We start from the raw sequence: 21,223 nt of genomic DNA on the forward strand, positions 1-21,223 counted from the left end.
CCCGCCAGAGGAGCGATCCGTCGGGTCGCCCCGCACGTACCGTGGCGACGGGCCTCGTCGAGCGCGCCACCGAGGCGGACGAACCGGGCCTCCGGGCGCTCTTGCGCGAGGTCACCGTGCCCGGCGCGGTCCGCCTGAGCTACCAACGCGAACCTGCTTTCCACGCCGCCGACGCCTGCCTCGGGGACCGCGTGGACACCCTGGCCGGGCGGCTCGCCCCGGACGGCCCGCCCGTCGCCGTCGTCCAGCGCGCGAGCCGGACCGTGTTCGTGGACGGCCGACCGACCCGCGTCGGCTACATCGGCGGCCTCCGGGCGCGACCCGACCGGACGGTGCGGACGCTCGTCGGCCAGGGGTGGACGCAGCTCCGCGCCGTGCACGACGCCGACCCGGTGCCAGTCACGTTCCTCGCCGTCACCGCCGAGAACGACCGCATCCGCCGCCTGCTTGCCGTCCAGCGCGGCGACGCGCCCACGGTCACGCCCGTCGCCGACGTGGTGACGCTGGCCCTCGTCGTCCACCGTCGCCACCGCACCCATGCTCCGGTTGATCCCGCCGACGCCGATACGCTGCGAGCCGCCCTCGGCCCGGCCCGCGACCTCTTCCCCGCCGGTCCCCTCCCTCGCCTCGGCGAGACGACCGAGGTGGCTGTGGATGGTGCCGCGCTGACGCTGTGGGACGCCTCGCCCGTCCGCCAGACGGTCGTGCGCGGGTACGACGGCGTGCTGGGCCGCGTCCGCCCGCTCGCGAACGGTGCGTTGCGGATGTTGGGCGCGTCGCCGCTGCCCGCCATCGGCCGACCGCTTCGGTCGGCCTTCGCAGTGCGGCCGGTCTGGCGCGACGCCGAGGCGCTGGACGCGGTCGTCGGCGCGGCGCTGGGCGAGGCGCGGGCGCAGGGGCTGGCCTTTCTTCTCCTGGGGCTCGACGCCCGCGATCCGGCGCTGCCGCTTCTCCAGCGTCGCCTCCACGTCGCGTACCGGAGCACGCTGCTCGCGGCGACGTGGCCCGGCGACGCCCCTCCCTCCTTTCGCTCCCCGGTCCATGTCGAGATCGCCAGCTACTAGCGCGCCTGCGCCGACCGCCCCCACCAGCACGGGCGAGGTCCGCCCGGTCCGCGACCTCACCGAGGCGGAGCGGGACGCGATGCGGGCCCTCCTCGACGGCCCCTTCGCGGACGTCACGCCCGAGGCCTTCGGGGCCGACCTCGACGAGAAGGACGCGGCGGTCCTGCTCTACGACCCCACGGGCCGGCTCGCGGGCTTCTCGACGCTCCTGCGCATCGACGCCACGCACGGCGGTCGGCCGGTGACGGCGTTCTTCAGCGGCGACACCGTCGTGCGCACCGACGCACGCGGCGCGGCGCTGCTGCCCCGGCTGTGGAGCCAGCACGTGTTCGCGGAGGCGGCCCGCCAGCCCGAGCGCGACACGGTCTGGTTCCTCCTCTCGTCCGGCTTCCGGACGTACCGTTTCCTGCCGACGTTCTTCGCCCGGTTCACGCCCTCGCACGACGACCGCTCGCCCGAGTCCGACCGCGCCCTCCTGGCCGCGCTCGCCCGCGCCCGCTACGCCGACCGCTACGACGCCGACGCCGGGGTCGTCCGCCTCGCGCACCCGACGCCGCTCCGCGACGACCCCACGCTGAGCCGCCGCCTCTCCGACCCGCACGTCGCCTTCTTCGCCCATTCCAACCCCGGCTGGACGCAGGGCGACGAGCTGGCCTGCCTCACCCGCATCCACCCCGACAACCTCACCGAGGCGGGACGGCGGATGGTATACGGCTGACCTGCTTACCCACACCCCTCCCTGCCATGCTTCCGTCCGAGCCCCTCACGACGCGCCAAGCCCGCGCGGCCCTGACCGAGATCCTGGGCGACGCCCTGCCACCCCTCCGCGAGCTCCGCCTGGGGCGGCGGCTGGAGGAGATCGCCGTGTTCGGCGGGTTGTGGGGCGTCGGGCTGGCGCTGGCCTGGGGGAGCGGGCAGGCCGAGGGCGCGGCGCAGTGGGCGCTGCGCGGCGGGGCCGTCCTCGCGTCGGCGCTGGCGCTGAACGCGTTCGTGCTGCTGCTGCACGAGGGAATGCACGGCGTCCTGTTCCGGTCGCCCGTCCTCAACCGCTGGGTGTCCGTCGCGCTCGGGGCGACGGTCGGCATGTCGTTCTCGGCGTACCGGGTGCTCCACACGATGCACCACGACCACCTCGGGAGCGACGACGATCCGGACGACTACGCGGCCTACACCGACCGGCCGGTCGTCTTCTGGCTGATGCAGGGCCTGCGCCTGAGCGTCGGCGCGTTCATCTACCTCGTCGCGATCCCCATCGTCGCGTCGCGGCGCGGGACGGCGACCGACCGCGTGCGGATCGCGCAGGAGTACGTGGTCCTGGCGCTCCTCTGGACGGCCGCCGCGCTGCTCGTGCCCTCTTCCATCCTGATCTGGGGCTGGCTCGCCGCGCTGCCCGTCGTCGCGCTGATGGTTCAGATCCGCGGGCTCACCCAGCACGGGCTGACGGAGCGCCACGACGCGTTGCTGTCGAGCCGGACGGTCCGCCCGCACCCGGTGGTCGCCTTCTTCCTGCTCAACGAGAACTACCACCTGGAGCACCACCTGTACCCGGAGGTGCCGAGCTACCACCTGCCGGCGCTCCACCGGGCGGCCTGGGATCACCTGCCGCGGACGTGCGAGGACACGTCGTACCTGGGCTTCCTCGGGCGCTTCGTGCAGCAGTCGTGGGCGCTCGACGAGACGCCGGTCGGGGTGGTCCACCGCGACGTGCCTGCGTCCCGCCTCGGCGCGGCCGAGCCAGCGTGAGGGCACGGCTCGCGAACGCGGCCTGGGCGCTCGCGTCCCGCCCCGCCGCCACCGCGTTCCACCGCGCCCTGGCCGACCCCGAACGCGCGCAGACGGCGCTCTTGCTGGCGACGCTCCGAGCGAACGCGAACACGGCCTACGGACGGGCGTACGGGTTCGGCCGCGTCCAGTCGCTCCGCCAGTTCCAGGACGCCGTGCCGGTCGTCGGCTGGGACGAGGTCGCGCCGTACGTCGACCGCATCGCGTCGGGCGAGGCGAACGTGCTGACCGCCGAGCCGGTCCGCCTGCTGGAGCCGACCGGCGGCTCGTCGGGCGGGACGAAGTGGATTCCCTACACCCGGACGCTCCAAACCCAGATCCGCGCCGCCGTCGCCCCGTGGATCGCCGACCTGTTCCGGAGCGTGCCCGCCTCGGCGCACGGGCCAGCCTATTGGTCGGTCTCCCCCGCCGTCGCTCAGGAGCGGACGGCGGGCGGCCTCCCCGTCGGTTTCGAGGACGACGGCGCGTACCTGTCGCCTCTGCATCGGACGCTGGCCCGCGCCACCCTGGCCGTCCCCGGCGCCCTGCGCCACGTGGCCGATCCCGAGGCGTTCCGCTACGCGACGCTCCGCCATCTCGTCGCCCGGCGCGACCTCGCGGTCGTGTCGGTCTGGAACCCGACGTTTCTCACGCTCCTCCTGCGCCCGCTCCGCGCCTGGGCCGACCGACTCGCGCGCGACCTCGACCGGGGTACGCTCTCGGCCGACGTGCCCGACGCCGTCGCTGCGGGCCTCCGCCCCGACCCGACCCGCGCCGCCGAGGTGCGCCGTCTCATCGCCCAGACGACCACCGAGGCGGACCTCGTCGCCGCGCTCTGGCCGCGCCTCGCCCTGGTCAGCGCGTGGGCCGACGGGCATGCCGCGGGGCCAGCTCGCTCGCTTCAGGCGCTCGTGCCTCAGGCGGCCTTTCAACCGAAGGGACTGATCGCCACTGAGGGCATCGTCACGATTCCATTGTGGGGCCACGGCGGCGGCGCGCCCGCGCTGACGAGTCATGTCCTCGAGTTCGTGCCCGAGGGCGGTGGGCGGCCGCGGTTCGCCCACGAGGTCGAGACCGGCGCGCGCTACGGCGTCCTCCTCACGACCGGGGGCGGGCTGACGCGCTACCGCCTGGGCGACACCGTCGAGGCGGTCGGCCAGGTCGCCGCGTCACCGCTGCTGCGGTTCGTCGGGCGCGAGCGGGCCGTGTCGGACCGCGTCGGCGAGAAGCTGCACGAGGGCCATGTCGCCCAGGCACTCGCCGCGCTCGACCTCGACGGGTTCTCGATGGTGGCCCCAGACGACACCTCGGCCCCCATCCGCTACGTCCTGTTCTCCGACGCCTCGGGCCTACCCACGGCAGCGCGGCGGCTGGACGAGGCGCTCCAGACCAACGTCCACTACGCGCTCGCCCGGCGCCTCGGCCAACTCGGCCCCGTCGCGGCGTTCCGGGTCCGCGGCGACGCCGAGGCGGGCTACCTCGCCGGGTGCGTCGCCCTCGGTCAGCGGCTGGGCGACGTCAAGCCGACCGCCCTCCACCGCGACGGCGGGTGGGCGGACCGGTTCGAGGGTGACTGGGTCGCGTGAGGCTCTACGCCAGCGTCTCCACCACGTCGCCCATGAGGGTCGCGAGGCTGGGCTCGGCCTCTGCAGCGGCCGCGATGACGTCCTCGATGGAGACCGGCTCCAGGGCGTCTGGAAAGCACTCGTCCGTGACCACCGAGATGGCCATGCACCGCATCCCCTGGTGCCGGGCGACGATGACCTCGGGGACCGTGCTCATGCCCACCACGTCGGCGCCGATGGCGCGCAGGAAGCGGTACTCGGCGCGCGTCTCCAGGTTGGGCCCGACGACGGCGACGTAGACGCCCTGCTGAAGACGTATGCCCCGCTCCAGCGCGGCCGCCTCGGCGGCATCGCGCAAGGCCCGGTCGTAGGGCTCCGACATGTCGGGGAAGCGCGGGCCCCAGTCGGCCACGTTCGGACCGGTGAGCGGGTTGACGCCCTGCAGGTTGATGTGGTCAGTCGTCAGCATCAGGTCGCCGCGCCGGTAGAGCGGGTTCATGCCGCCCGCCGCGTTCGAGATCAGCAACGTCTCGACGCCCAGCGCCGCCATCACGCGGACGGGCAGCGTGGCCTGCCACGCCGAGTAGCCCTCGTAGATGTGGAAGCGGCCCTGCATGGCCAGCACCTCGACGCCGCGCAACGTCCCGGCGATCAGGCGCCCCTCGTGGCTCTCGACGGTCGAGAGCGGGAAGTGGGGGATCTCGCTGTACGGGACTGCCTCACGGATCTCGACCTCGTCGGCCAGCTTGCCCAGGCCGGTACCCAGGATGATGCCGACACGGGCGGCGTCGCCGATGCGGTCACGGAGGGCGTCGGCGGCCTCCTGGACCTGGGCGCGGGCGGTGTCGATGTCGGGGGTCATGAAACGTGGGGCGTGGATCGGGGGGCGTGGATGTCGATGGAAGATGCCACGCGCGACGCCCTACGCACTAGTCGAGGTCGTCGAGGATCCGGCGGATCCGGTCGCGCTCCTCGTCGGAGGCGACGACGCTGCGTTCCTCGCCGGTCACGAGCGAGCGGAGGTCCCAGCCGCCCGTTACGGCCGGGGGCGTGGGGGGCCCGTCCTCGGAGGACTCCGGCGCGGGGGACTCGGGAGCGGACGCATACGCACCGGTCAGGGGCGACTCGGTCGCGGACGGCTCTTGGGCGTCGGCCAGTCCGTCGGACGGGGGCGGGTCGGCGGGCGCGAAGGGCATCCGCGCGGGTGTGTAGGGCTCGGGATCGCTGGACGCTGCCGGGTCCGACCATGCATCCCCCGAGGGCTCCGACGTACCCGCCCACGAGTCAGGCGCGGACGGCTCCGGCGGTGCGCTCTCGGTGTCCGTCTCCCCCGGTGCCGCCCACGGCTTGGGATCCTCGGACATGGGGGCTTCGAGACGCGCCGGCTGCGATGGGAAGGAGCCGGGGTTGGCGGGCTGGAGGCGAATGAAGCCGACCGGGTCGTCGCCCTGGAACTGGGCCAGCACCTCCAACTCCGACATGAGGAAGCCACGCAGGCGGGCGGCCGCCTCCGCCTGCCGCGACGACAACCGGACGATGTCCTGTCGGAGGCCGTGGCGCTCGCGCTCGGCGTCACGCAGAATCGTCTCGGCCCGAAGCTCAGCCTCTTGAATGATCAGGCGGGCCTTCTCCTCGGCCGACGCCGCTGTGCTCCGGGCGGTCTCCCGCGCCGACTCCAGTGCCTCCTGGAGTGCCAGTTCCACGCGCTCGTAGTGGACCAGCTTCGCCTCGATCTCGCGCGTGCGTGCCTCGGCCCGATCCTTCTCCTCGTTCGCCTCCGCGAGACGGTCGGCGGCTTGCTTCAGAAACAGGTCGACCTCGGTCGGGTCGTAGCCACGGAAGCCCTTGTCGAACTGCTTCCGTCGGATGTCGTTGGGAGAGAGGTTCATGGCCGGTCGGGGGTGGCGGGCGGGCCGACGCGGCGGACGCGGCGGCGGGGTCGACGGTCGGCGGGAACGTCCGTCCGAGCCTCCGCCGTGCCCACCTCCTCGGCGGCCTCACTCGGCCGACGGAGAAGGGCGATCACGCGCTCCGTGCGCGCTTCGGCCTCCCGGAGGCGCTCCGGCAGGCGCTCGGCCTCGGCCCGCAACCGACCCCGCCGCACCAGCAGCACGATCAGCGCCGCGGCCAGCAGGCCGTCGAGGACGAGGAGGGGGACGAACATAGGTGCAAAGATACGAAATCGGAGCCGTGGCCCCAGGAGGCGCTCAGCGAGGCCCGAAGAGCGCCGTCCCCACGCGGACGTGGGTCGCGCCCTCTTCCACCGCCACGCCGAAGTCGCCACTCATGCCCATCGACAGGATGGACAGAGGGGCCGGTGCGTCGTCGTAGAGACGCCGCAACCGCTGGAACGCGGGGCGGACGACGCGGTCGAGGTCGCCTTCGTCCTCCGCGATGGCGGCCATGCCCATCAGGCCCACGAGGCGGAGGTTGGGGCGCTCACCGACGGCGGCCAGCAGATCCGGCGCGGCGTCGGGCGCGAGGCCGTGCTTGGCGTCCTCATCGGAGATGTTGACCTGCACGAGCACGGGCAGCACACGCCCCGCCTCGGCCGCCCACTTGTCGAGCGCGTTGGCCAGCCGGAGCGAGTCGAGGGCGTGGAACAGGTCGGCGCGGGCCGCGGCGTCTCGCGCCTTGTTGCGTTGCAACGAGCCGATGAGGTGCCACCGCACCGCACCGCCTGCGCTCTCGCCCGGCATCGCGTCCGACTTCTCGACGAGCTCCTGGACGCGGTTCTCGCCGAGGTCGCGGAGCCCGGCCGCCACCGCCGCGCGAACGGTCTCCAGCGGACGCGTCTTCGTGACCGCGACGAGCGTGACCGCGCCGGGGTCGCGTCCCCCGCGATGGGCCGCCTCGGCGATCCGGTCGCGGACACGGGCCGCACGGTCGGCGATGGTCGAGGTCAGAGCAGGGTCGGGTGTCGGCGATGTGGACATGGGATGCGTACCCACCGTCGACCGACGGGATCCGACTGCGCACGGCGACCGCGGGGCGCATTGAGGCTTCACATTCCGTTTTTACCGGACCTAAGTCGTGGCCCTGCGAGGTCTCCCGGTCCTGTACTCCATTCCCGCTTCGGCCACCGCTTCGGCGGCACATGCAGGCACATCGATGCCATATGAGACACGAAGTCCGAACAGGCGAGCGTGCCCTGATGACTCTCCGGATCGCGGCCCCTGAACATAACGGTCCGCCCACAAGCCGGGGAATCCCCTATCCCGCGAAGACGCGACTGTGCACCTCGACTCGTATTGCGTACAGAAACAGATCCCGACCTCATCACCATATCCCGGACAGAGAGACGCGTCGGCCGCGCGCGCCGAGGCCGGCCAGGAACGGCCGAAGGGCGGAAGGAGCCAGCACGAGAGCCGCGTTGGCAACATTCTTGGATCCGGGTCGGCATCCCCACCACGGATGAAATGAACCCGACTCTGCTGTCCCGCCTCGGTTGCGCCCGAGCCGACTGGCTCCACGGCGCCCCCGACGCCTGGAACCGCTACCTCGCCTGCCTCCACCTCGTCACGGCGGTCGCCTCAGAGGCGGGCGACGGCATGGCGACGGCGGAAGCCCCGGAGGTAGTGCTCGCGGGCGCGACGGCCCAGGGGAGCGGCGGGTGCGTACTCGCCGGAGACGACGACGGCCTGCCTCCCTTGCCCACCCTGGAAGGAGTCGAAGCGGCGCTGGTCGACGCGGGTCTTGCCCCGACCCTCGTAGCCCCCCCCGAAGTCGCCTGGGTCGCCAGGACGCGTCCTCGTTCCCAGGCTCCGGCTGTGCCCCCCTCCCCCCCGGCTCTGATCGAGTGGCATCCGCACCCGGACCGTGTGCTGGGTCTGACTCCCATGCCGAGTCCGGCGGCGATCCCTCACGCGGCTCCCGCGCCCGCGAGGACACGGCGCAAGACCTCCTCCAGTCGCTCGCCCCTCGCTGACTGGATGAAGCTGGCCGGGCGACGCTCCCTGCACGCCGCCTGAGCAGGTGCTGACCGCTCGGATGCCTGTTTCCCGTAGCATGGAGAGTCTCTCCACCTCCGACCCCCATGCCCGTTCACGACATCGACTACCGCCTCATCGGTGACGACCTCCAGATCGTCGAAGTAGAGCTCGACCCCGGCGAGGCCGTCCGTGCGGAGGCCGGCGCCATGCTCTACATGGATGCGGGCATCCGCATGGACACGGGGACCGGCGGCGGCTTCATGCGCGGCCTCAAACGACGGATCGCGGGCGAGAGCTTCTTCATCACGTCGTTCATGAACGAGGGCCGAGGCAAGGCGCGGGCGGCCTTCAGCGCGCCCTACCCCGGCAAGGTGATCCCGCTCGACCTCGGCGCCCACGGTGGACGCTTCCTGTGCCAGAAGGACACGTTCCTGTGCGCCGCCGACGGCATCGAGATCGAAGTCGCCTTCACCAAGAAGATGGGCGCGGGTCTGTTCGGCGGCGAGGGCTTCATCCTCCAGAAGCTGACCGGCGACGGGCTGGCGTTCTGCCACGCGGGCGGCACCATCATCGAGCGCGACCTCGCCGCGGGCGAGGTGCTGCGCGTCGACACCGGCTGCCTCGTGGCCTTCTCGGAGTCGGTCGACTACGACATCCAGTTCCAGGGAGGCTTCAAGAACGCGCTCTTCGGTGGTGAGGGGCTGTTCCTGGCGAAGGTCGAAGGACCGGGCAAGGTGTTTCTCCAGAGCCTCCCCTTCTCGCGCCTCGCGGATCGCATCGTGGCGGCCAGCCGGGGCTACGCGCGGCAGGGCGAGACCAACCGCGGGGGCTCCGGCGCGCTCGGCGCCATCGGTGGGCTGGCCGCGGGCGGCCTCCTCGGTGGGCTGCTGGGCGAAGACAACTGATGGCGAATGGCGGGCGCGTCCGTCCTGCTTTGCCCCTGGCCGCTCGCTACCGACCCGCCTCCTCCACCTCCTCGAAGAGCGCGTCGAACCTGGACGCCTTGATGGGCCAGGCGAGGTCGGCGGGGACCTCGCGGAGGACGTCGACCGGGAGTGGGTGTGCGTCACCGCGGAGGATGGCCCGGAGCGTCTCGAAGAGCTGGTCCTCGGAGTCGTAGAGCACCGGTGCGTGAAGCAACGGATGGTGGAGCCGCTCCGGAATCAGCTCCGGGTACGTCAGCCGGTCGGGCAGCAGCGGGTGGCAGCCGCAGTGGATGGCCTCCAGCATCGAGATGCCGAAAAACTCGTGGATGGAGGTCGAGACCACGAGGTCGGAGCGCCACAGGAGCGCCGCGTAGTCGGCGAACGACTCGGCGTAGCCGTAGTGGAGGACGCGCTCGGCGTAGCGCCGGAAGCCCGCCTCGAAGGCGGGCGGCTGCTCGGCGAACGTCTTGCCCGCGAGGATGAGGCGGAAGCGCTCGCCCGCGTCGTCCAGCCGGTTCATGACCCGGAAGAAAGCCTCGGGGTCCTTGTCGTACTCCCAGCGGTGGTTCCAGAGGATGACCGGCGGCCCCGGCTCCCGGGCCTTGCGCGCCTCGGCGGCCGGGCGGGCGGCGTCGAGCCCGGCGAGGTCGAGCCCGAGGCCGAGCACCTGGCTCTTGGCGCGGAGGCCGGGCAGCTCGCCGACATGCGTGTAGTCGGGGAAGCGCCGCAGCAGGTCGGGCAGCGCGCCGAAGAACTCGTCGAGGTGGAACTGGCTGTTGAACACCACCCGGTCGGCGGTCAGCGCGGAGAGGTAGTTGACCGTCGCGTAGGTGTAGTCCCGCTCCAGAGCCGCCTCGCCGGACGGCGCGGGGCGCAGCGGGTACGTGAGCTGGTTCTCGTGGAGGTAGAGCACCACCGGCACGTCGGCCAGCCAGTCGCGGCTGAGCGCCAGCATGGCGGGCAGGTTGACCATGTCGGACGCCAGCACGAGGTCGGGCCGCCAGCCGTCGGCGCACGCCTCACGGGCCTTCTCGGCGAGCGTCACCGCGCCGCCCTGCATTCTCCACTTCCAGTACCGCGCGGCCATCGACACCACGCGGACGTCGTGCATGCTGTGCGCCGCCAGCCCGTCCAGAAAGACGCGGTGCGACCCGCCGAACCAGGGCTCCAGGGCGAGGACGTTCATAAAGCGAGGGAACTGAGCCGTGGAGGACGGGGACGCCCCTCTCTCCTCGCCCGTTACTCGTTGCTCAATTCCTCCGCCAGCGCCTCCGATTCCTCCGGCGTGGTCGGGCGGACGATGGCGATGGAGCGCACCTGGAGGGCCTGCCGGAGGCGCGTGTCCTTGACCTCCACGGGCGACACCGGGCGCTCCTCGCCCGCTTCGAGGTGGAGCGTCCGCGTGTCGAGGCGGAGGTCGAGCGGGCGCTCGGACACGTTCTTGATGATCATCCCACGGCGTTCGGGCATCGGGCGGAGTTGGAGGAGAAGGGAAGGACCAAGATATTGCTTGTGGCTTCCCCCGCCCGCGTGTCCGGTTCGTCCGCTGTTCGCTCCACGATCGCCCGCCTCGGCGGCTGGGCAGGGGGCCTGCTGAGCGGCCTCGCCGGGCTGGCCTACCCCACGCTCTGCCTCGGCTGCGAGGCCCGTCTGCCGACGCCCCACGAGGCCCTCTGCCCGTCCTGCCTCCGCGGCCTCCCGCGCGCCGACGCCCAGGCCGCCGCCGCGATGCTCGCCCACACCCGCATCGACCACGCCGTGGTGCTGTGGGCCTTCGACCCCGGCGGGACGGTCCGCCGCGTGCAGCACGCGCTGAAGTATGGCGGACGCCCGACCCTGGGCGCTGGGATCGGGCGGATCCTCGGCGAGGCCGTCCGTGAGGCCGGGGCGTCCCCCGACCTCGTCAGCGCCATCCCGCTCTCGCGCCTCCGCATGCTGGAGCGCGGCTACAACCAGTCGGCCGCGCTGGCCGAGGGGGCGGCCGAGGTCCTGGCCGCCCCCGTCGCCGACCTGCTCGTCCGCACCAGGCCGACGCTGGCGCAGGCGCGGCTCTCGGCGGCCGAACGCATCCGCAACGTCGCCGGAGCCTTCGCCCTCGCTCCCGGCGCCGACGTGGCCGGACGCCGCGTCCTCCTCGTGGACGACGTGCTGACGACCGGCGCGACCCTCGCCGCCGCGGCCCTCCCACTCCTCGACGCCGGGGCGCGGGTCGACGTGGGCGCCCTCGCGCTGGCGGGGGCGTAACAGCGAGCGGGCGGGAGGACGGCGTGTCGCTCGTGCTGCCGACGTTCCTTCGCCTCTCCGGCCTCCCGCAACCGTGTCCCCTGTTTACGCGAGCGGAGCGAGTGCCACCCGCCTCGGACAGAGGCTCGCCTCGGCCGGGTCGTTGGTCGCCAGCACCACGACCCGCGCCTCGTCGGCGACGAGGGAAGCCGTGAGGTCGCGTCCGGCGGCGTCGAGCGTGGCGCCGGGCTCATCGAGCAGCAGCACCGCGGGGTCGTGGACGAGCGCCGTCGCGATCCGGAGCCGCTGGCGCATGCCGGTCGAGAACGCCGACACCGGGTCGTCCATCCGCTCCCCGAGGCCGACGCGGTCCAGCGTGGACTCCACGCGTGCGGCAGCGCCGGGCAAGGACCGGGCGCGCGCGAGGAAGGCCAGCGTCTCACGCGCCGTCAGCATGTCGTAGAGGTCGAGCGCGGGCGCCACGTAGCCGATCCGCATCGGCACGTCGCGGGGGGGCACCGTCGCGCCGTCGACCTCCAGCCGAGTCTCGCCGCCCGTGGGGGCCAGCAGGCCCGCGAACAGCAGCAGCAGCGTGGACTTGCCGGAGCCGTTCGCACCGACCACCGCCAGCGGTGCGCCCGGCTCGACCGTCACCGAAAGCCCGTCGAACAGACGGCGGCGGCCGTACCGCATCGAGAGATGATCGGCGATGAGGCGAGCGGGCACGGATGTTGACTGAGACACCTGTGAAGCTAGCCCCGGGCAGAACACACCTCCCGCCCGCCCGTTGCACCGGCCCATGCGCTCCGCCCGTCCCCTGCTCCTGATCGCTCCCCTCGCCCTCGCGCTGGCGGCCTGCGAGGGCACCGCGCCGGCGCCGACCGAGGGCGACGCGGCCGAGGCGGACACCCTCCGCGCGGACGCTCTCGCCGAGTCGGCGGTCCCCCTGGACACGGTCGACGTGCAGGGCGTCTCGGTGGCACGAGCGCGGGTGCAGGCTGCCGCCGAGGGCACGGCGACAGGCGTGGTGACGCTGTCGCGCGTGTCGGGTGGCGTCCGTGTGCTGGCCGAGGTGCAGGGCCTCACCCCGGAGGCGTTCCACGCGCTCCAGATCTTGAGCGGGCGCGACTGCCAGGCCGACCCCGCCGAGCACCTCCGCGCGGCGGCCGACACCTCGCACGGCGGCCCCTACTCCCTGCCCGGCCTGCGCCACGCGGGCGACCTCGGCAGCATCCGCGGCGAAGGCGATGGTGCGGGCCGCTACGACCGCATCGACGCGGTCCTGTCGCTCGACGGCACGACCTCACCCGTGGGCCGTGCGCTCGTGATCCGGGCCCTCCGCGACGACGCGGCCAGCCCCGACGGCGCGGCGGGCGAGGTGATCGGATGTGGCGTGATCGAGAGGGTCCGATGAAGCAGGCCGCCTTTACACTCGCCGCCCTCGTGCTGGGCCTGGGCCTCGGGTGGTCGCTGCACCGGCAGTTGCAGCCGCCTCCTCCCCCGCCGCCGCCCTCGGCCGGCATGACGCCCGCCGTCGACTCGCTGGCGTCGTACGTGACCCGGCTGCGCAGTCGGTTCGAGCAGCTCCGCGAGCCGACCTCCGGCGAGGAGAACCGGCTCCGCCGTCCCGCCACGCCGTCCTACACCGAGCACCTCGACCGCGCCGACTCGCTCGGCGTGCCTCCGCTCGACACCGAGGCCGAACTGGCGACTCACCTGCGGACGGGCCGCCTCGTGCCGCTGGTCGACAACGAGTTCTACGTCGTCCGCATCCTCGAACATTCGAAGCCGTTCGTACGGCCGGTCCTCCGGGAGCGCCTCGACGAGGTCGGCCGCCGCTTCCAGACGGCCCTCGCCGACGCCGGGTTGCCGCCGTTCCGCGTCACGGTCTCCTCGGCCCTGCGCACGGCCGACCTGCAGCGCGACCTCGCGCGCACCAACCGCAACGCCACCTCGGGCCGCTCCAGCCACGAGTACGGCGCCTCCGTAGACCTCGTCTACACCCGCTACGCGCTCTGGCCCACGGCATCCGATACGCTCCAGGTGCCTTTCACCGACCCGGCCATCCCCAAGGCGCAGCGCCTCGCCTCCCGGTGGGCGGACGACCTCGCGGGGACCTACGACGACCGCCTCTTCGGTGCCCTCGCGCGCGTCCTCGGTGAGATGCAGGACGAGGGCCTGCTGCTGGTCCTGCTGGAGGACGAGCAGCCTGTCTTCCACCTCACCCTCGACGGCGAGTGAGCCCTGGCGACCCATCCCACGAGGGCCTCACGCCCGCCGACGCCGTCTTCGAGGATGCGCCCTCGATCGCATCGGCTCCGCTGATCGTGCCGACCCCGGAGCCCCCGGAGCCCCCGGCCGCCCGGCCGAGGCGAGGCCGAGCCCGGTGGGCGGCCTTCCTCGCACTGGCCATCGTGATCGGGCTCGCGGTGGTGGGCATGCGGACCAACGCGGGCGTTCGCGCCACCATGGACGCTCAGGACCGCTGGCTCGCCGAGGCGGAGGCGGCGTTCGAGGCCATCCCGCTGCTGACAGACGACGAGATCGCACTCTTGAAGCGCTCGCGCAACGCGCGCCACGTCGCCCTGGCGGAGTCGCTCGGCGTCGGCCCGCCCGACACGCGCGCCGAGGCGGAGAGCCTCGCGGTCCGCTACGACTTCGTGCGCGTCGCCACGGACTCGCTCTACACCGTCCTCCCGACCACCTCGTCGCTGCCCCTGCTGACGCCCAGCGCGGCGGCGGCGCTGGACTCCATCGCGGTCCGCTTCCGGAGCTACCTCGCTCAACGTGGACTCCCGCCGTTCCGCTTCGCCGTGTCGTCGCTCTGGCGGACGGGCGCCGACCAGGCCGCGCTCCGGGGGACCAACGTCAACGCCGCCGCGGGGCGCTCCAGCCACGAGTACGGCACGACCTACGACCTGACCTACAACCCGACGCGCTACTCGCCCGCGCCGGACGCGCTCCCGCCGCCGCCGCGCCTCGACCCGCGCGTGCCCGGCCCCATCGAGCCGATGCTCCGCGAGCGCCTCGATCAGCGGCAGAGACGCGCGCTCGACCGCCTCGCCGAGACCTACCCGTCGCGCCTGACGGCGGCCCTCGGCCGCGCGCTGATCGACCTGGAGGACGCGGGCGTGATCGCGGTCGTCCGCGAGGAGCGGCAGCCGGTGTACCACGTCACAGTCGCCCGACGGACGGCCGCCGTCGCGCAGTAGCCCGCCCCGGTCCGCCTCGGCGCCGAGGCCGGCAACGTCGGCGGGGCGAGCGTGTCTGGGGAGGGTCCTACTGCTGTACCGATGCGTCCCGTTCTACTGGCCCTGCTCTTCGTCCCCATCGTCGCTGCCCAGACGCCTTCTGATCCGCCGCCTCAAGCGGATGTCGAAGACGATTTCTGGTGCTACCACGAAGTCCAACCCGATCTCGTCGGCGGGCTGGCCGCACTCCAGGCAGCCGTCGCCTACCCCGAGGACGCGCGGGCCGAAGGCGTCGAGGGGCAGGTCATCGTCCAGTTTCTCGTCGAGCCCGACGGCTCCATCACGGAGGCCAGCGTCCTGCGCTCGCCCGACGAGCGGCTCTCGGCCGCTGCCCTGCACGCCGTCCGCCAGATGACGTTCACGCCGGGCGAGCAGCGGGGTCGCCCCGTCGTGGTCCGCTTCGCCGTTCCGGTGACGTTTCGGCTCTGACTCGGCTCGGGGCTCGCCCGAGGTAGGTGGGGTGACGGAGCGTTGGCGCGGCTGGCGGGTAGACTGGCCGAGATGTCTGCTCCCGAGACCCCCGACCCGCTCGCCGACGGCGAGGACACCGCGCTGCTCTACGGCCACGACCCGGCCGAGCGCATTGTCGCGCTCCACCCCGTCGGCCCGAGCCGGATGCGGCTCTACCGCCGCCGCTCGCCGACCGAGGTGACGACGGAGGACGTGCCCGTCCACCCGTTTTTTTTCCTGTCCGACATCGATCTCCTGCGCGGCGTCTCGCGTGACCGGTTCCAGTTCCAGGAGCTCGCCGGGCCTGGCTTCTACCGACACCTCGTCGCCTTCCCCGATCGCGGGAGCTACTTCGACGCCCTCCGCAGCGTCCAGCGCGCGGCTGAGACCGTCAAGACGCGGCCCGACGAGGTCTACCTGCCCGGCGGCCCTGAGCAGCAGTACCTGATGCAGACCGGGCGGACGCTCTTCAAGGGCATGGCCTTCGACGAGATCGTCCGCCTCCAACTCGATCTGGAGGTCTACTCGCCGTCCGGCTTCCCCCAGGCGGCCGAGCCCGAGCACCGGATCATCCTGGTCGCCCTCTCCGACTCGACCGGCTGGTCCCGCCTCGTGGGCGCCCCGGGCATGGACGAGGCCGACGTGATCCGCGAGACGCTGGATCTGGTGCGCGAACGCGACCCGGACGTGATCGAAGGGCACAACATCCTGGGCTTCGACTGGCCCTACCTCACCGAGCGGTGCCGACGCCACGGCATTCCGCTCACGCTCGGCCGCGACGGCAGCACGCCACGCAGCTTTCCGTCCACGATGCGGTTCGCCGAGCGGGCGCTGGAGTTCGACGCGGTCGAGATCGCCGGGCGGCACGTCATCGACACGCTCCATCAGGTGATGGCCTTCGACGTGGTCCGCAGGGACCTGCCCAACTACACGCTCAAGGGCGCCGCCAGGTACTTCGGCTTCGCGCCCGAGGGACGGACGTACGTGCCGGGCGACGAGATCGCGCACGTCTGGGACACCGACCCGGAGCGTCTGATGGCTTACGCCCTCGACGACGCCACCGAGACCGAGCGGCTGGCCCGGCACCTCTCCGGCAGCACCTTCTACCTGACCCAGATGGTGCCGATGCCCTACGGCCAAGCGGCGCGAACCGGGCCGGCGGCCAAGATCGAGAGCCTCTTCGTGCGCGGCTACCTCCACGCCCGCCACGCCCTCCCCCGCCCCGAGGTAGGGAGCCAGATGGTCGGCGGCTACACGGACGTGTTCGTCACCGGCGTCGTCGGGCCTGTCGTCTACGCGGACGTGGAGAGCCTCTACCCGTCGGTCATGCTGAACTACGGCGTCCAGCCGAAGGGCGACGTGCTGGGCCTCTTCCCGACGCTCCTCCGGCGGCTGACAGACCTTCGCTTCGAGACGAAGCACGCCATGCGCGACGCGGAGCCGGGCGAGCGGGACGAACTCGACGCCCGGCAGAGTGCCTACAAGATCGTCATCAACAGCTTCTACGGAAACATGGGCTTCGGCTTCGCCCTGTTCAACGACTTCGCCGAGGCGGACCGGGTCGCGGCGACGGGACAGGAGTTGCTGCGCCAGATCATGCGGCTGGCGCGCGAGGCGGGGGCGCAGGTGGTCGAGGTCGACACCGACGGCGTGCTGTTCGTGCCACCGGAGGGGGTCGAGGGCGAGGAGGCCGAGCGCGCGTTCGTGCGGGCCCTCAGCGAGCAGATGCCCGACGGCATTCGCATCGGATTCGACGGGCGCTTCCGCCGGATGCTGTCCTACAAGAAGAAGAACTACGCCCTGCTGGGCTACGACGGCCACCTGAAGTTCAAGGGGTCGAGCCTCGTGTCGCGGTCGTCGGAGCGGTTCGGCCGCGCGTTCGTGCGCGAGGGCATCCGCCGGCTGCTGGAGGAGGACGTGCAGGGCCTCCACGACCTCTACCTCGCTCACCGACGCCAGATCGAGGCCCACGACTGGGCGGGCGTCGAGAGCTTCCAGCGCGTCGAGACGCTGAAAACGTCGCTGGCGGCCTACGACCGCGCCGTCGAGGCGGGCGAGCGGACGCGAGCGGCGGCCTACGAGGTCGCCCGGGCGAACACCGCGCGGACGGGCCGCGCTCCGGGCATCGGGGACCGCGTCGCGTACTACATCGCCGAGGGGAACCGGACCGCGAGCGGTCCGGGGCGGGTGTTCGAGACTGCGGCCCCGGCGAGCGCGTGGGACCCCGACGCGCCGGACGAGAGCACCGCGTTCTACCTCGACCGCCTCGACCAGCTCGCGACCCGCTTCGAGCCGTTCTTCGAGACGCCCGCCCAGTTCCGGCTCGTGTTCTCCGAAGAGGACCTGTTCGGCTTCGACGCCGAGGCGGTCCGCCTCGTGGTGCGCGAGCGCGACCCCTCCGAGGTGGAAGACGACGTGCCGTTTTGAGGCCGTCCCCGCGTCAGCCGTGAGGGGCCGGTGAAGTCGGCGGGGCGCTGTAGGCGGAACGACGACGCAGGCGTCGGTCCGGGCCGCACGGGCGAGGTACAGGCGAACCCCTACCGGGGGAGGGGGAGTGTGACGCGCTCCTTATCTCATTCCCCTCCCCCCCGATGTCCCGTCTTCTCCTTTCCGCGCTCGCCCTCGCCTTCATCGCGACTGGCTGCATGTCCTCCGCCTCGATGAACGGCAACGCTGGTACGTCCGGCGCCTCCGCGGGCGTGATGGTCGGTGGCTCGATGATGCTGCCCACGCAGACGCTCGTCGAGAACGCCTCCGGTGCCTCCACCCTGACCACGCTCGTCTCCGCCGTCCAGGCCGCCGAGCTCGTCGAGACGCTGAGCGGCCCCGGCCCGTTCACGGTCTTCGCGCCCACGAACGCCGCCTTCTCGGCCGTCCCCGAGGCCACCCTCAACTCGCTCATGATGCCCGCCAACCAGGCGCAGCTCCAGGGCGTGCTGACGTTCCACGTCGTCCCCGGTCGCCTCTCGGCCGCTGACCTCCGCGACGGCCAGACCCTCACGACCGTCAACGGCGAGACGCTGATGGTGACCAAGGCCAACGGCCAGGTGATGGTCGGCAACGCCAACGGCATGGCGACGGTCACGCAGGCCAACGTGTACGCCTCCAACGGCGTTGCCCACGTCATTGACGCGGTCCTGCTCCCGTAGACCCGCTCGGCCGAATCGGTCGAGCGGCACCTCCTGACCGTCCCGACGTTTCGGAGCGGGGGCGGCCTCCGGGTCGCCCCCGCTTTTTCGTTTCCGTCTTCCCGCTCTCTCATGGCTGACCGCACCGCCCTCCTGCTCGGCGCCTCGGGCCTCGTCGGGCGTCACGTGCTCCGGCGCCTCGTCTCCGACGCTCGCTGGCGCCGCGTCGTCACGCTCGGTCGCCGACCGATGCCGACTGCGTTCGACACGCACGAGCACCACATCGTCCACTTCGACGAGTTGGCGACCTACGCCGCTCACTTCGCTTGCGATGACCTCTTCTGCGCGCTCGGCACGACGATGAAGCAGGCCGGCTCCAAGGAGGCGTTCCGGCGGGTCGACCTGGAGATCCCGTTCGAGGCGGCCCAGCTGGCGCACTCGGCGGGCGCGAGCCAGATGCTGCTCGTGAGCGCCCTCGGCGCCGACCCGGACTCCCGTCTCTTCTACAACCGGACCAAGGGCGAGGCCGAGCGCGCGATCTCCGAGGTCGGGTTCGAAGCCGTCCAGATCGTCCGGCCGTCTCTGCTGGCGGGCGACCGCCGGGAGTCCCGCCTCGGCGAGCGGATCGGCCTGGCCGTGCTGAAACCGCTCTCCCCTCTGTTGCAAGGCCCCCTCTCCGCCCTCCGCCCCACCGAGGCCGAGGACGTCGCGGCAGCGATGGTCGCCCTCGCCGCGGCGCGGCCGACGGGGGTTCACACCTACGAGCCGGACGCGATCCGCACGTGGGCAACCCGCTGACACGCGAGGTGGGGCACCGGAGCGTGCCCTGTCTCGACAGAGGGTCGCGGCCGTATCATTCGGCCGCACACACCCCGTCGCATCTGATCGTTTGAGACGCTCTCTCGCTCTCCTGCCCCGGTTCTCACGGGTCCGATGCTTCGCGAACGCAGCCTGTTTCTCCAGCGCCTCCTCTTCGGCGCCGACCTGACGTTGATCGCGCTGGCCTGGGTGCTGGCGTGGATCGTGCGGTTCGAGGTGCTCTCGCCGCCCGGCTGGATCCCGATCGAGACGTATCTCGGCTTCCTGCCGTTCGTGCTGGCCGTGTGGGGCGGCGTGCTGCTGGTGTCGGGCCTCTACCGGACGCGCCGCGCGCAGCGCCTGACGCTGGTCGTCTACGCCGTTGCCCGGGCGGTGGTGCTGGGCCTCGTGGTGTCGCTGGGGGCGCTGTTCTTCTACCGCGAGTTCTCGTTTTCGCGGCTGCACGTGCTCCTGTTCGCCGGGTTCGCGTCCGTCTTCCTGGTCGGGTTGCGGCTGGCCATCTACACGGTGTTGCGGCGGGGCCGCGAGAGCGGGCGAAACGTCCGCCGGGTGCTGATCGTGGGTGCGGGCAAGGCCGGGCAGCGGCTGGCGCGGGCGTTCCGCCACTACCCGTGGATGGGCTTCGAAGTGATCGGCTTCCTAGACGACCGCGAGGGGGCCGTCGAGGCCGAGCCGCCGGACCCGCTCTACCCGGAGTCCGTCGAGCGGCCGACCGTGCTCGGCCCGGTGGACGCCATCGAGGAGGTCCTGGAGGCGCGCGGCAGCGTGGACCTCGTATACGCGGCCCTGCCGCTGGCCGCGGCCAACAAGATCCAGATCGTGGCAGAGGCCTGCGCGCGCCACACGGCGCACCTCTGCCTCGTGCCCGACCTGTTCGGCCTCGACCTGCTGATGAACAGCCGCGTCTCCGACGTGGATGGCCTCCCGGTGATCCACCTCCTCGACGAGGCGCCGTTCGACTTCCGGCAGGTCATCAAGCGCGCGGCCGACGTGGCGTTCTCCATCGCCGTCCTGATCCTGCTCTCACCGCTGCTGGCCGCCATCGCGCTCGCCGTCAAGGGGTCGTCGCCGGGGCCGGTGCTGTACCGACAGGAGCGGATGAGCCTCAACGGCCAGACGTTCGACATCCTCAAGTTCCGCTCCATGCCCGTCGACGCCGAGGCGGGCACGGGCGCGGTCTGGTCCACGAAGGGCGAGAGCCGCGCCACGCCCGTCGGCGCCTTCCTGCGGCGGACCTCGCTGGACGAACTGCCGCAGTTCTGGAACGTCCTCCGCGGCGACATGTCGGTCGTCGGGCCGCGCCCGGAGCGGCCGACGTTGATCGAGGGCTTCCGCCAGCAGATCCCCGGCTACATGCTGCGCCACAAGACGAAGGCGGGCATCACGGGCTGGGCGCAGGTCAACGGCTGGCGCGGCGACACGAGCCTGACCAAGCGCATCGAGTACGACCTGTTCTACATCCAGAACTGGTCGCTCTGGCTCGACTTCAAGATCGTCCTGCTGACGGTCTGGAAGGGGTTCGTCCACGAGAACGCGCACTGACCCCACCCGCCTCGGCGCCGAAGCGGGCAGACGGCATGGCGCCTACTCCTGGCGCGTGAGCACCTCGTCGCCGGAGGCCCCCGTCTGGTTCTCCCAGCGCGCGGTGATCTCGTCCTGGCGGATGCTCGTCGTCACGTAGGTGACCGTGTAGCCGGTGCTCGGCACGTCGTAGGTCCACGTGAGGGTGCTGTCCGCGTAGATCACCGACACCACGTCGAACACCTCGCCGTCGGAGTCGACGACGCCGACCGCGTAGCCCTCATCGGCGAGCGAGATCGTGTGGGTCGCCCCGTCGAGGTCGGCCCAGACGCCGAGGAGACGCGGGTCGAGATCCGGCGCGGCTGGCCCGGAGGACGCGCACGCGGGCAGCACAGCGACGGCCAGCAGGAAAAAGACGACCCGGACCGGAGTGGAAGCGGCGAGAGACATGGTGGGAGGAGGAGAGGAACAGGATGCTGAGTCTACCGACTCCCCCGGCCGCATCGGTATCCCCGACACGCGGGAGGTGGCGTCCGTCCGGCATGCTGAGGAGAGCGGCCCTCGCGCGGATGAGCCTCCGCGC

At 72.2% G+C, this 21,223-nt stretch carries 22 protein-coding genes; 14 read left to right on the forward strand and 8 right to left on the reverse strand.

Annotation, left to right across the window (positions count from 1 at the left end; all coding sequences use genetic code 11):
• Window positions 1-41 precede the first annotated feature (41 nt).
• From B1759_RS03715 to B1759_RS03730, 4 genes are read left to right on the forward strand one after another with little or no spacing between them, the layout of a single operon-like run.
• A complete protein-coding gene (locus B1759_RS03715) occupies window positions 42-1,064 on the forward strand; it encodes a hypothetical protein (RefSeq protein WP_095513687.1) in 1,023 nt (340 codons plus the stop codon).
• Window positions 1,042-1,782 (forward strand): hypothetical protein, encoded by a 741-nt coding sequence (locus B1759_RS19590; protein WP_158225112.1) that lies wholly within the window; start codon window positions 1,042-1,044, stop codon window positions 1,780-1,782. Before B1759_RS03715 ends, B1759_RS19590 begins: the two co-directional genes overlap by 23 nt.
• A 26-nt stretch (window positions 1,783-1,808) precedes the next feature.
• Window positions 1,809-2,807 (forward strand): fatty acid desaturase, encoded by a 999-nt coding sequence (locus B1759_RS03725; RefSeq protein ID WP_095513689.1) that lies wholly within the window; start codon window positions 1,809-1,811, stop codon window positions 2,805-2,807.
• Window positions 2,804-4,411 (forward strand): GH3 auxin-responsive promoter family protein, encoded by a 1,608-nt coding sequence (locus B1759_RS03730; RefSeq protein WP_095513690.1) that lies wholly within the window; start codon window positions 2,804-2,806, stop codon window positions 4,409-4,411. Before B1759_RS03725 ends, B1759_RS03730 begins: the two co-directional genes overlap by 4 nt.
• Before the next feature lie 4 nt (window positions 4,412-4,415).
• Here the strand turns inward: B1759_RS03730 and B1759_RS03735 are convergent, their stop codons facing one another.
• From B1759_RS03735 to B1759_RS03750, 4 genes are all read right to left on the reverse strand, one after another.
• Window positions 4,416-5,252: a purine-nucleoside phosphorylase gene (locus B1759_RS03735; RefSeq protein WP_095513691.1), complete on the reverse strand. Its 837-nt coding sequence runs from the start codon at window positions 5,250-5,252 to the stop codon at window positions 4,416-4,418.
• Between the two features lie 67 nt (window positions 5,253-5,319).
• Window positions 5,320-6,279, reverse strand: coding sequence for a DivIVA domain-containing protein (locus B1759_RS03740; protein ID WP_095513692.1), 960 nt, complete (start codon window positions 6,277-6,279; stop codon window positions 5,320-5,322).
• A complete protein-coding gene (locus B1759_RS03745; protein WP_095513693.1) occupies window positions 6,276-6,554 on the reverse strand; it encodes a hypothetical protein in 279 nt (92 codons plus the stop codon). The genes B1759_RS03740 and B1759_RS03745 overlap by 4 nt, the downstream gene beginning before the upstream one ends.
• Window positions 6,555-6,597: 43 nt before the next feature.
• Complete coding sequence (locus B1759_RS03750) at window positions 6,598-7,326, reverse strand: YggS family pyridoxal phosphate-dependent enzyme (protein WP_095513694.1); 729 nt, start codon at window positions 7,324-7,326, stop codon at window positions 6,598-6,600.
• 1,100 nt (window positions 7,327-8,426) lie between these two features.
• On the opposite strand from B1759_RS03750, the gene B1759_RS03760 reads away from it, so the two are divergent.
• Window positions 8,427-9,227 carry a TIGR00266 family protein gene (locus tag B1759_RS03760; RefSeq protein ID WP_095513696.1) on the forward strand — a complete coding sequence of 267 codons (801 nt, stop codon included), beginning with the start codon at window positions 8,427-8,429 and terminating at the stop codon, window positions 9,225-9,227.
• 46 nt (window positions 9,228-9,273) lie between these two features.
• Here B1759_RS03760 and B1759_RS03765 read toward each other — a convergent pair whose 3' ends face one another.
• Together B1759_RS03765 and B1759_RS03770 are read right to left on the reverse strand one after the other, a co-directional pair.
• Window positions 9,274-10,434, reverse strand: coding sequence for a DUF3524 domain-containing protein (locus B1759_RS03765; RefSeq protein WP_095513697.1), 1,161 nt, complete (start codon window positions 10,432-10,434; stop codon window positions 9,274-9,276).
• Window positions 10,435-10,487: 53 nt separating this feature from the next.
• Window positions 10,488-10,718 (reverse strand): hypothetical protein, encoded by a 231-nt coding sequence (locus B1759_RS03770; protein WP_095513698.1) that lies wholly within the window; start codon window positions 10,716-10,718, stop codon window positions 10,488-10,490.
• A gap of 60 nt (window positions 10,719-10,778) precedes the next feature.
• Between B1759_RS03770 and B1759_RS03775 the strand changes: the two genes are divergently transcribed.
• Window positions 10,779-11,492 carry a ComF family protein gene (locus B1759_RS03775; RefSeq protein ID WP_095513699.1) on the forward strand — a complete coding sequence of 238 codons (714 nt, stop codon included), beginning with the start codon at window positions 10,779-10,781 and terminating at the stop codon, window positions 11,490-11,492.
• Window positions 11,493-11,576: 84 nt separating this feature from the next.
• Here B1759_RS03775 and B1759_RS03780 read toward each other — a convergent pair whose 3' ends face one another.
• A complete protein-coding gene (locus tag B1759_RS03780; RefSeq protein WP_198948745.1) occupies window positions 11,577-12,197 on the reverse strand; it encodes an ABC transporter ATP-binding protein in 621 nt (206 codons plus the stop codon).
• A gap of 73 nt (window positions 12,198-12,270) precedes the next feature.
• Here B1759_RS03780 and B1759_RS03785 point away from each other — a divergent pair, with 73 nt between their 5' ends.
• The 8 genes from B1759_RS03785 to B1759_RS03820 all read left to right on the forward strand — a co-directional run bounded on the left by B1759_RS03785 (window position 12,271) and on the right by B1759_RS03820 (window position 20,661).
• Complete coding sequence (locus tag B1759_RS03785; RefSeq protein ID WP_095513700.1) at window positions 12,271-12,885, forward strand: superoxide dismutase family protein; 615 nt, start codon at window positions 12,271-12,273, stop codon at window positions 12,883-12,885.
• Window positions 12,882-13,712, forward strand: coding sequence for a DUF5715 family protein (locus B1759_RS03790; protein ID WP_095513701.1), 831 nt, complete (start codon window positions 12,882-12,884; stop codon window positions 13,710-13,712). Before B1759_RS03785 ends, B1759_RS03790 begins: the two co-directional genes overlap by 4 nt.
• Complete coding sequence (locus B1759_RS03795) at window positions 13,709-14,683, forward strand: DUF5715 family protein (RefSeq protein ID WP_095513702.1); 975 nt, start codon at window positions 13,709-13,711, stop codon at window positions 14,681-14,683. Before B1759_RS03790 ends, B1759_RS03795 begins: the two co-directional genes overlap by 4 nt.
• A gap of 81 nt (window positions 14,684-14,764) precedes the next feature.
• A complete protein-coding gene (locus tag B1759_RS03800; protein WP_095513703.1) occupies window positions 14,765-15,151 on the forward strand; it encodes an energy transducer TonB in 387 nt (128 codons plus the stop codon).
• A 72-nt stretch (window positions 15,152-15,223) separates the two neighbouring features.
• On the forward strand, window positions 15,224-17,599 hold the full coding sequence (locus tag B1759_RS03805; protein ID WP_095513704.1) for a DNA polymerase domain-containing protein: 2,376 nt from the start codon (window positions 15,224-15,226) through the stop codon (window positions 17,597-17,599).
• Between the two features lie 164 nt (window positions 17,600-17,763).
• Entirely contained in the window at window positions 17,764-18,321 is a 558-nt protein-coding gene (locus B1759_RS03810) for a fasciclin domain-containing protein (protein ID WP_095513705.1), read from the forward strand.
• A gap of 111 nt (window positions 18,322-18,432) precedes the next feature.
• The gene (locus tag B1759_RS03815; RefSeq protein WP_095513706.1) at window positions 18,433-19,098 is read left to right on the forward strand and encodes an NAD-dependent epimerase/dehydratase family protein; all 666 of its coding nucleotides are present in this window, start codon (window positions 18,433-18,435) and stop codon (window positions 19,096-19,098) included.
• Window positions 19,099-19,233: 135 nt separating this feature from the next.
• The gene (locus B1759_RS03820; protein ID WP_095513707.1) at window positions 19,234-20,661 is read left to right on the forward strand and encodes an undecaprenyl-phosphate glucose phosphotransferase; all 1,428 of its coding nucleotides are present in this window, start codon (window positions 19,234-19,236) and stop codon (window positions 20,659-20,661) included.
• A 42-nt stretch (window positions 20,662-20,703) separates the two neighbouring features.
• Here B1759_RS03820 and B1759_RS03825 read toward each other — a convergent pair whose 3' ends face one another.
• Entirely contained in the window at window positions 20,704-21,090 is a 387-nt protein-coding gene (locus B1759_RS03825; protein ID WP_095513708.1) for a hypothetical protein, read from the reverse strand.
• Window positions 21,091-21,223: the final 133 nt, after the last annotated feature.

Source organism: Rubrivirga sp. SAORIC476 (genome assembly GCF_002283555.1).
Classification (GTDB): Bacteria; Bacteroidota; Rhodothermia; order Rhodothermales; family Rubricoccaceae; genus Rubrivirga.

Excerpts from the sequence above, each read along its gene's own strand:
- B1759_RS03745 (WP_095513693.1), bottom strand. The coding sequence starts at position 6,554 with ATGTTCGTCCCCCTCCTCGTCCTCGACGGCCTGCTGGCCGCGGCGCTG.
- B1759_RS03725 (WP_095513689.1), top strand. The coding sequence starts at position 1,809 with ATGCTTCCGTCCGAGCCCCTCACGACGCGCCAAGCCCGCGCGGCCCTG.
- B1759_RS03735 (WP_095513691.1), bottom strand. The coding sequence starts at position 5,252 with ATGACCCCCGACATCGACACCGCCCGCGCCCAGGTCCAGGAGGCCGCC.
- B1759_RS03815 (WP_095513706.1), top strand. The coding sequence starts at position 18,433 with ATGGCTGACCGCACCGCCCTCCTGCTCGGCGCCTCGGGCCTCGTCGGG.
- B1759_RS03790 (WP_095513701.1), top strand. The coding sequence starts at position 12,882 with ATGAAGCAGGCCGCCTTTACACTCGCCGCCCTCGTGCTGGGCCTGGGC.
- B1759_RS19590 (WP_158225112.1), top strand. The coding sequence starts at position 1,042 with ATGTCGAGATCGCCAGCTACTAGCGCGCCTGCGCCGACCGCCCCCACC.
- B1759_RS03800 (WP_095513703.1), top strand. The coding sequence starts at position 14,765 with ATGCGTCCCGTTCTACTGGCCCTGCTCTTCGTCCCCATCGTCGCTGCC.
- B1759_RS03770 (WP_095513698.1), bottom strand. The coding sequence starts at position 10,718 with ATGCCCGAACGCCGTGGGATGATCATCAAGAACGTGTCCGAGCGCCCG.
- B1759_RS03765 (WP_095513697.1), bottom strand. The coding sequence starts at position 10,434 with ATGAACGTCCTCGCCCTGGAGCCCTGGTTCGGCGGGTCGCACCGCGTC.
- B1759_RS03740 (WP_095513692.1), bottom strand. The coding sequence starts at position 6,279 with ATGAACCTCTCTCCCAACGACATCCGACGGAAGCAGTTCGACAAGGGC.
- B1759_RS03750 (WP_095513694.1), bottom strand. The coding sequence starts at position 7,326 with ATGTCCACATCGCCGACACCCGACCCTGCTCTGACCTCGACCATCGCC.
- B1759_RS03760 (WP_095513696.1), top strand. The coding sequence starts at position 8,427 with ATGCCCGTTCACGACATCGACTACCGCCTCATCGGTGACGACCTCCAG.
- B1759_RS03785 (WP_095513700.1), top strand. The coding sequence starts at position 12,271 with ATGCGCTCCGCCCGTCCCCTGCTCCTGATCGCTCCCCTCGCCCTCGCG.
- B1759_RS03825 (WP_095513708.1), bottom strand. The coding sequence starts at position 21,090 with ATGTCTCTCGCCGCTTCCACTCCGGTCCGGGTCGTCTTTTTCCTGCTG.
- B1759_RS03820 (WP_095513707.1), top strand. The coding sequence starts at position 19,234 with ATGCTTCGCGAACGCAGCCTGTTTCTCCAGCGCCTCCTCTTCGGCGCC.
- B1759_RS03805 (WP_095513704.1), top strand. The coding sequence starts at position 15,224 with ATGTCTGCTCCCGAGACCCCCGACCCGCTCGCCGACGGCGAGGACACC.
- B1759_RS03810 (WP_095513705.1), top strand. The coding sequence starts at position 17,764 with ATGTCCCGTCTTCTCCTTTCCGCGCTCGCCCTCGCCTTCATCGCGACT.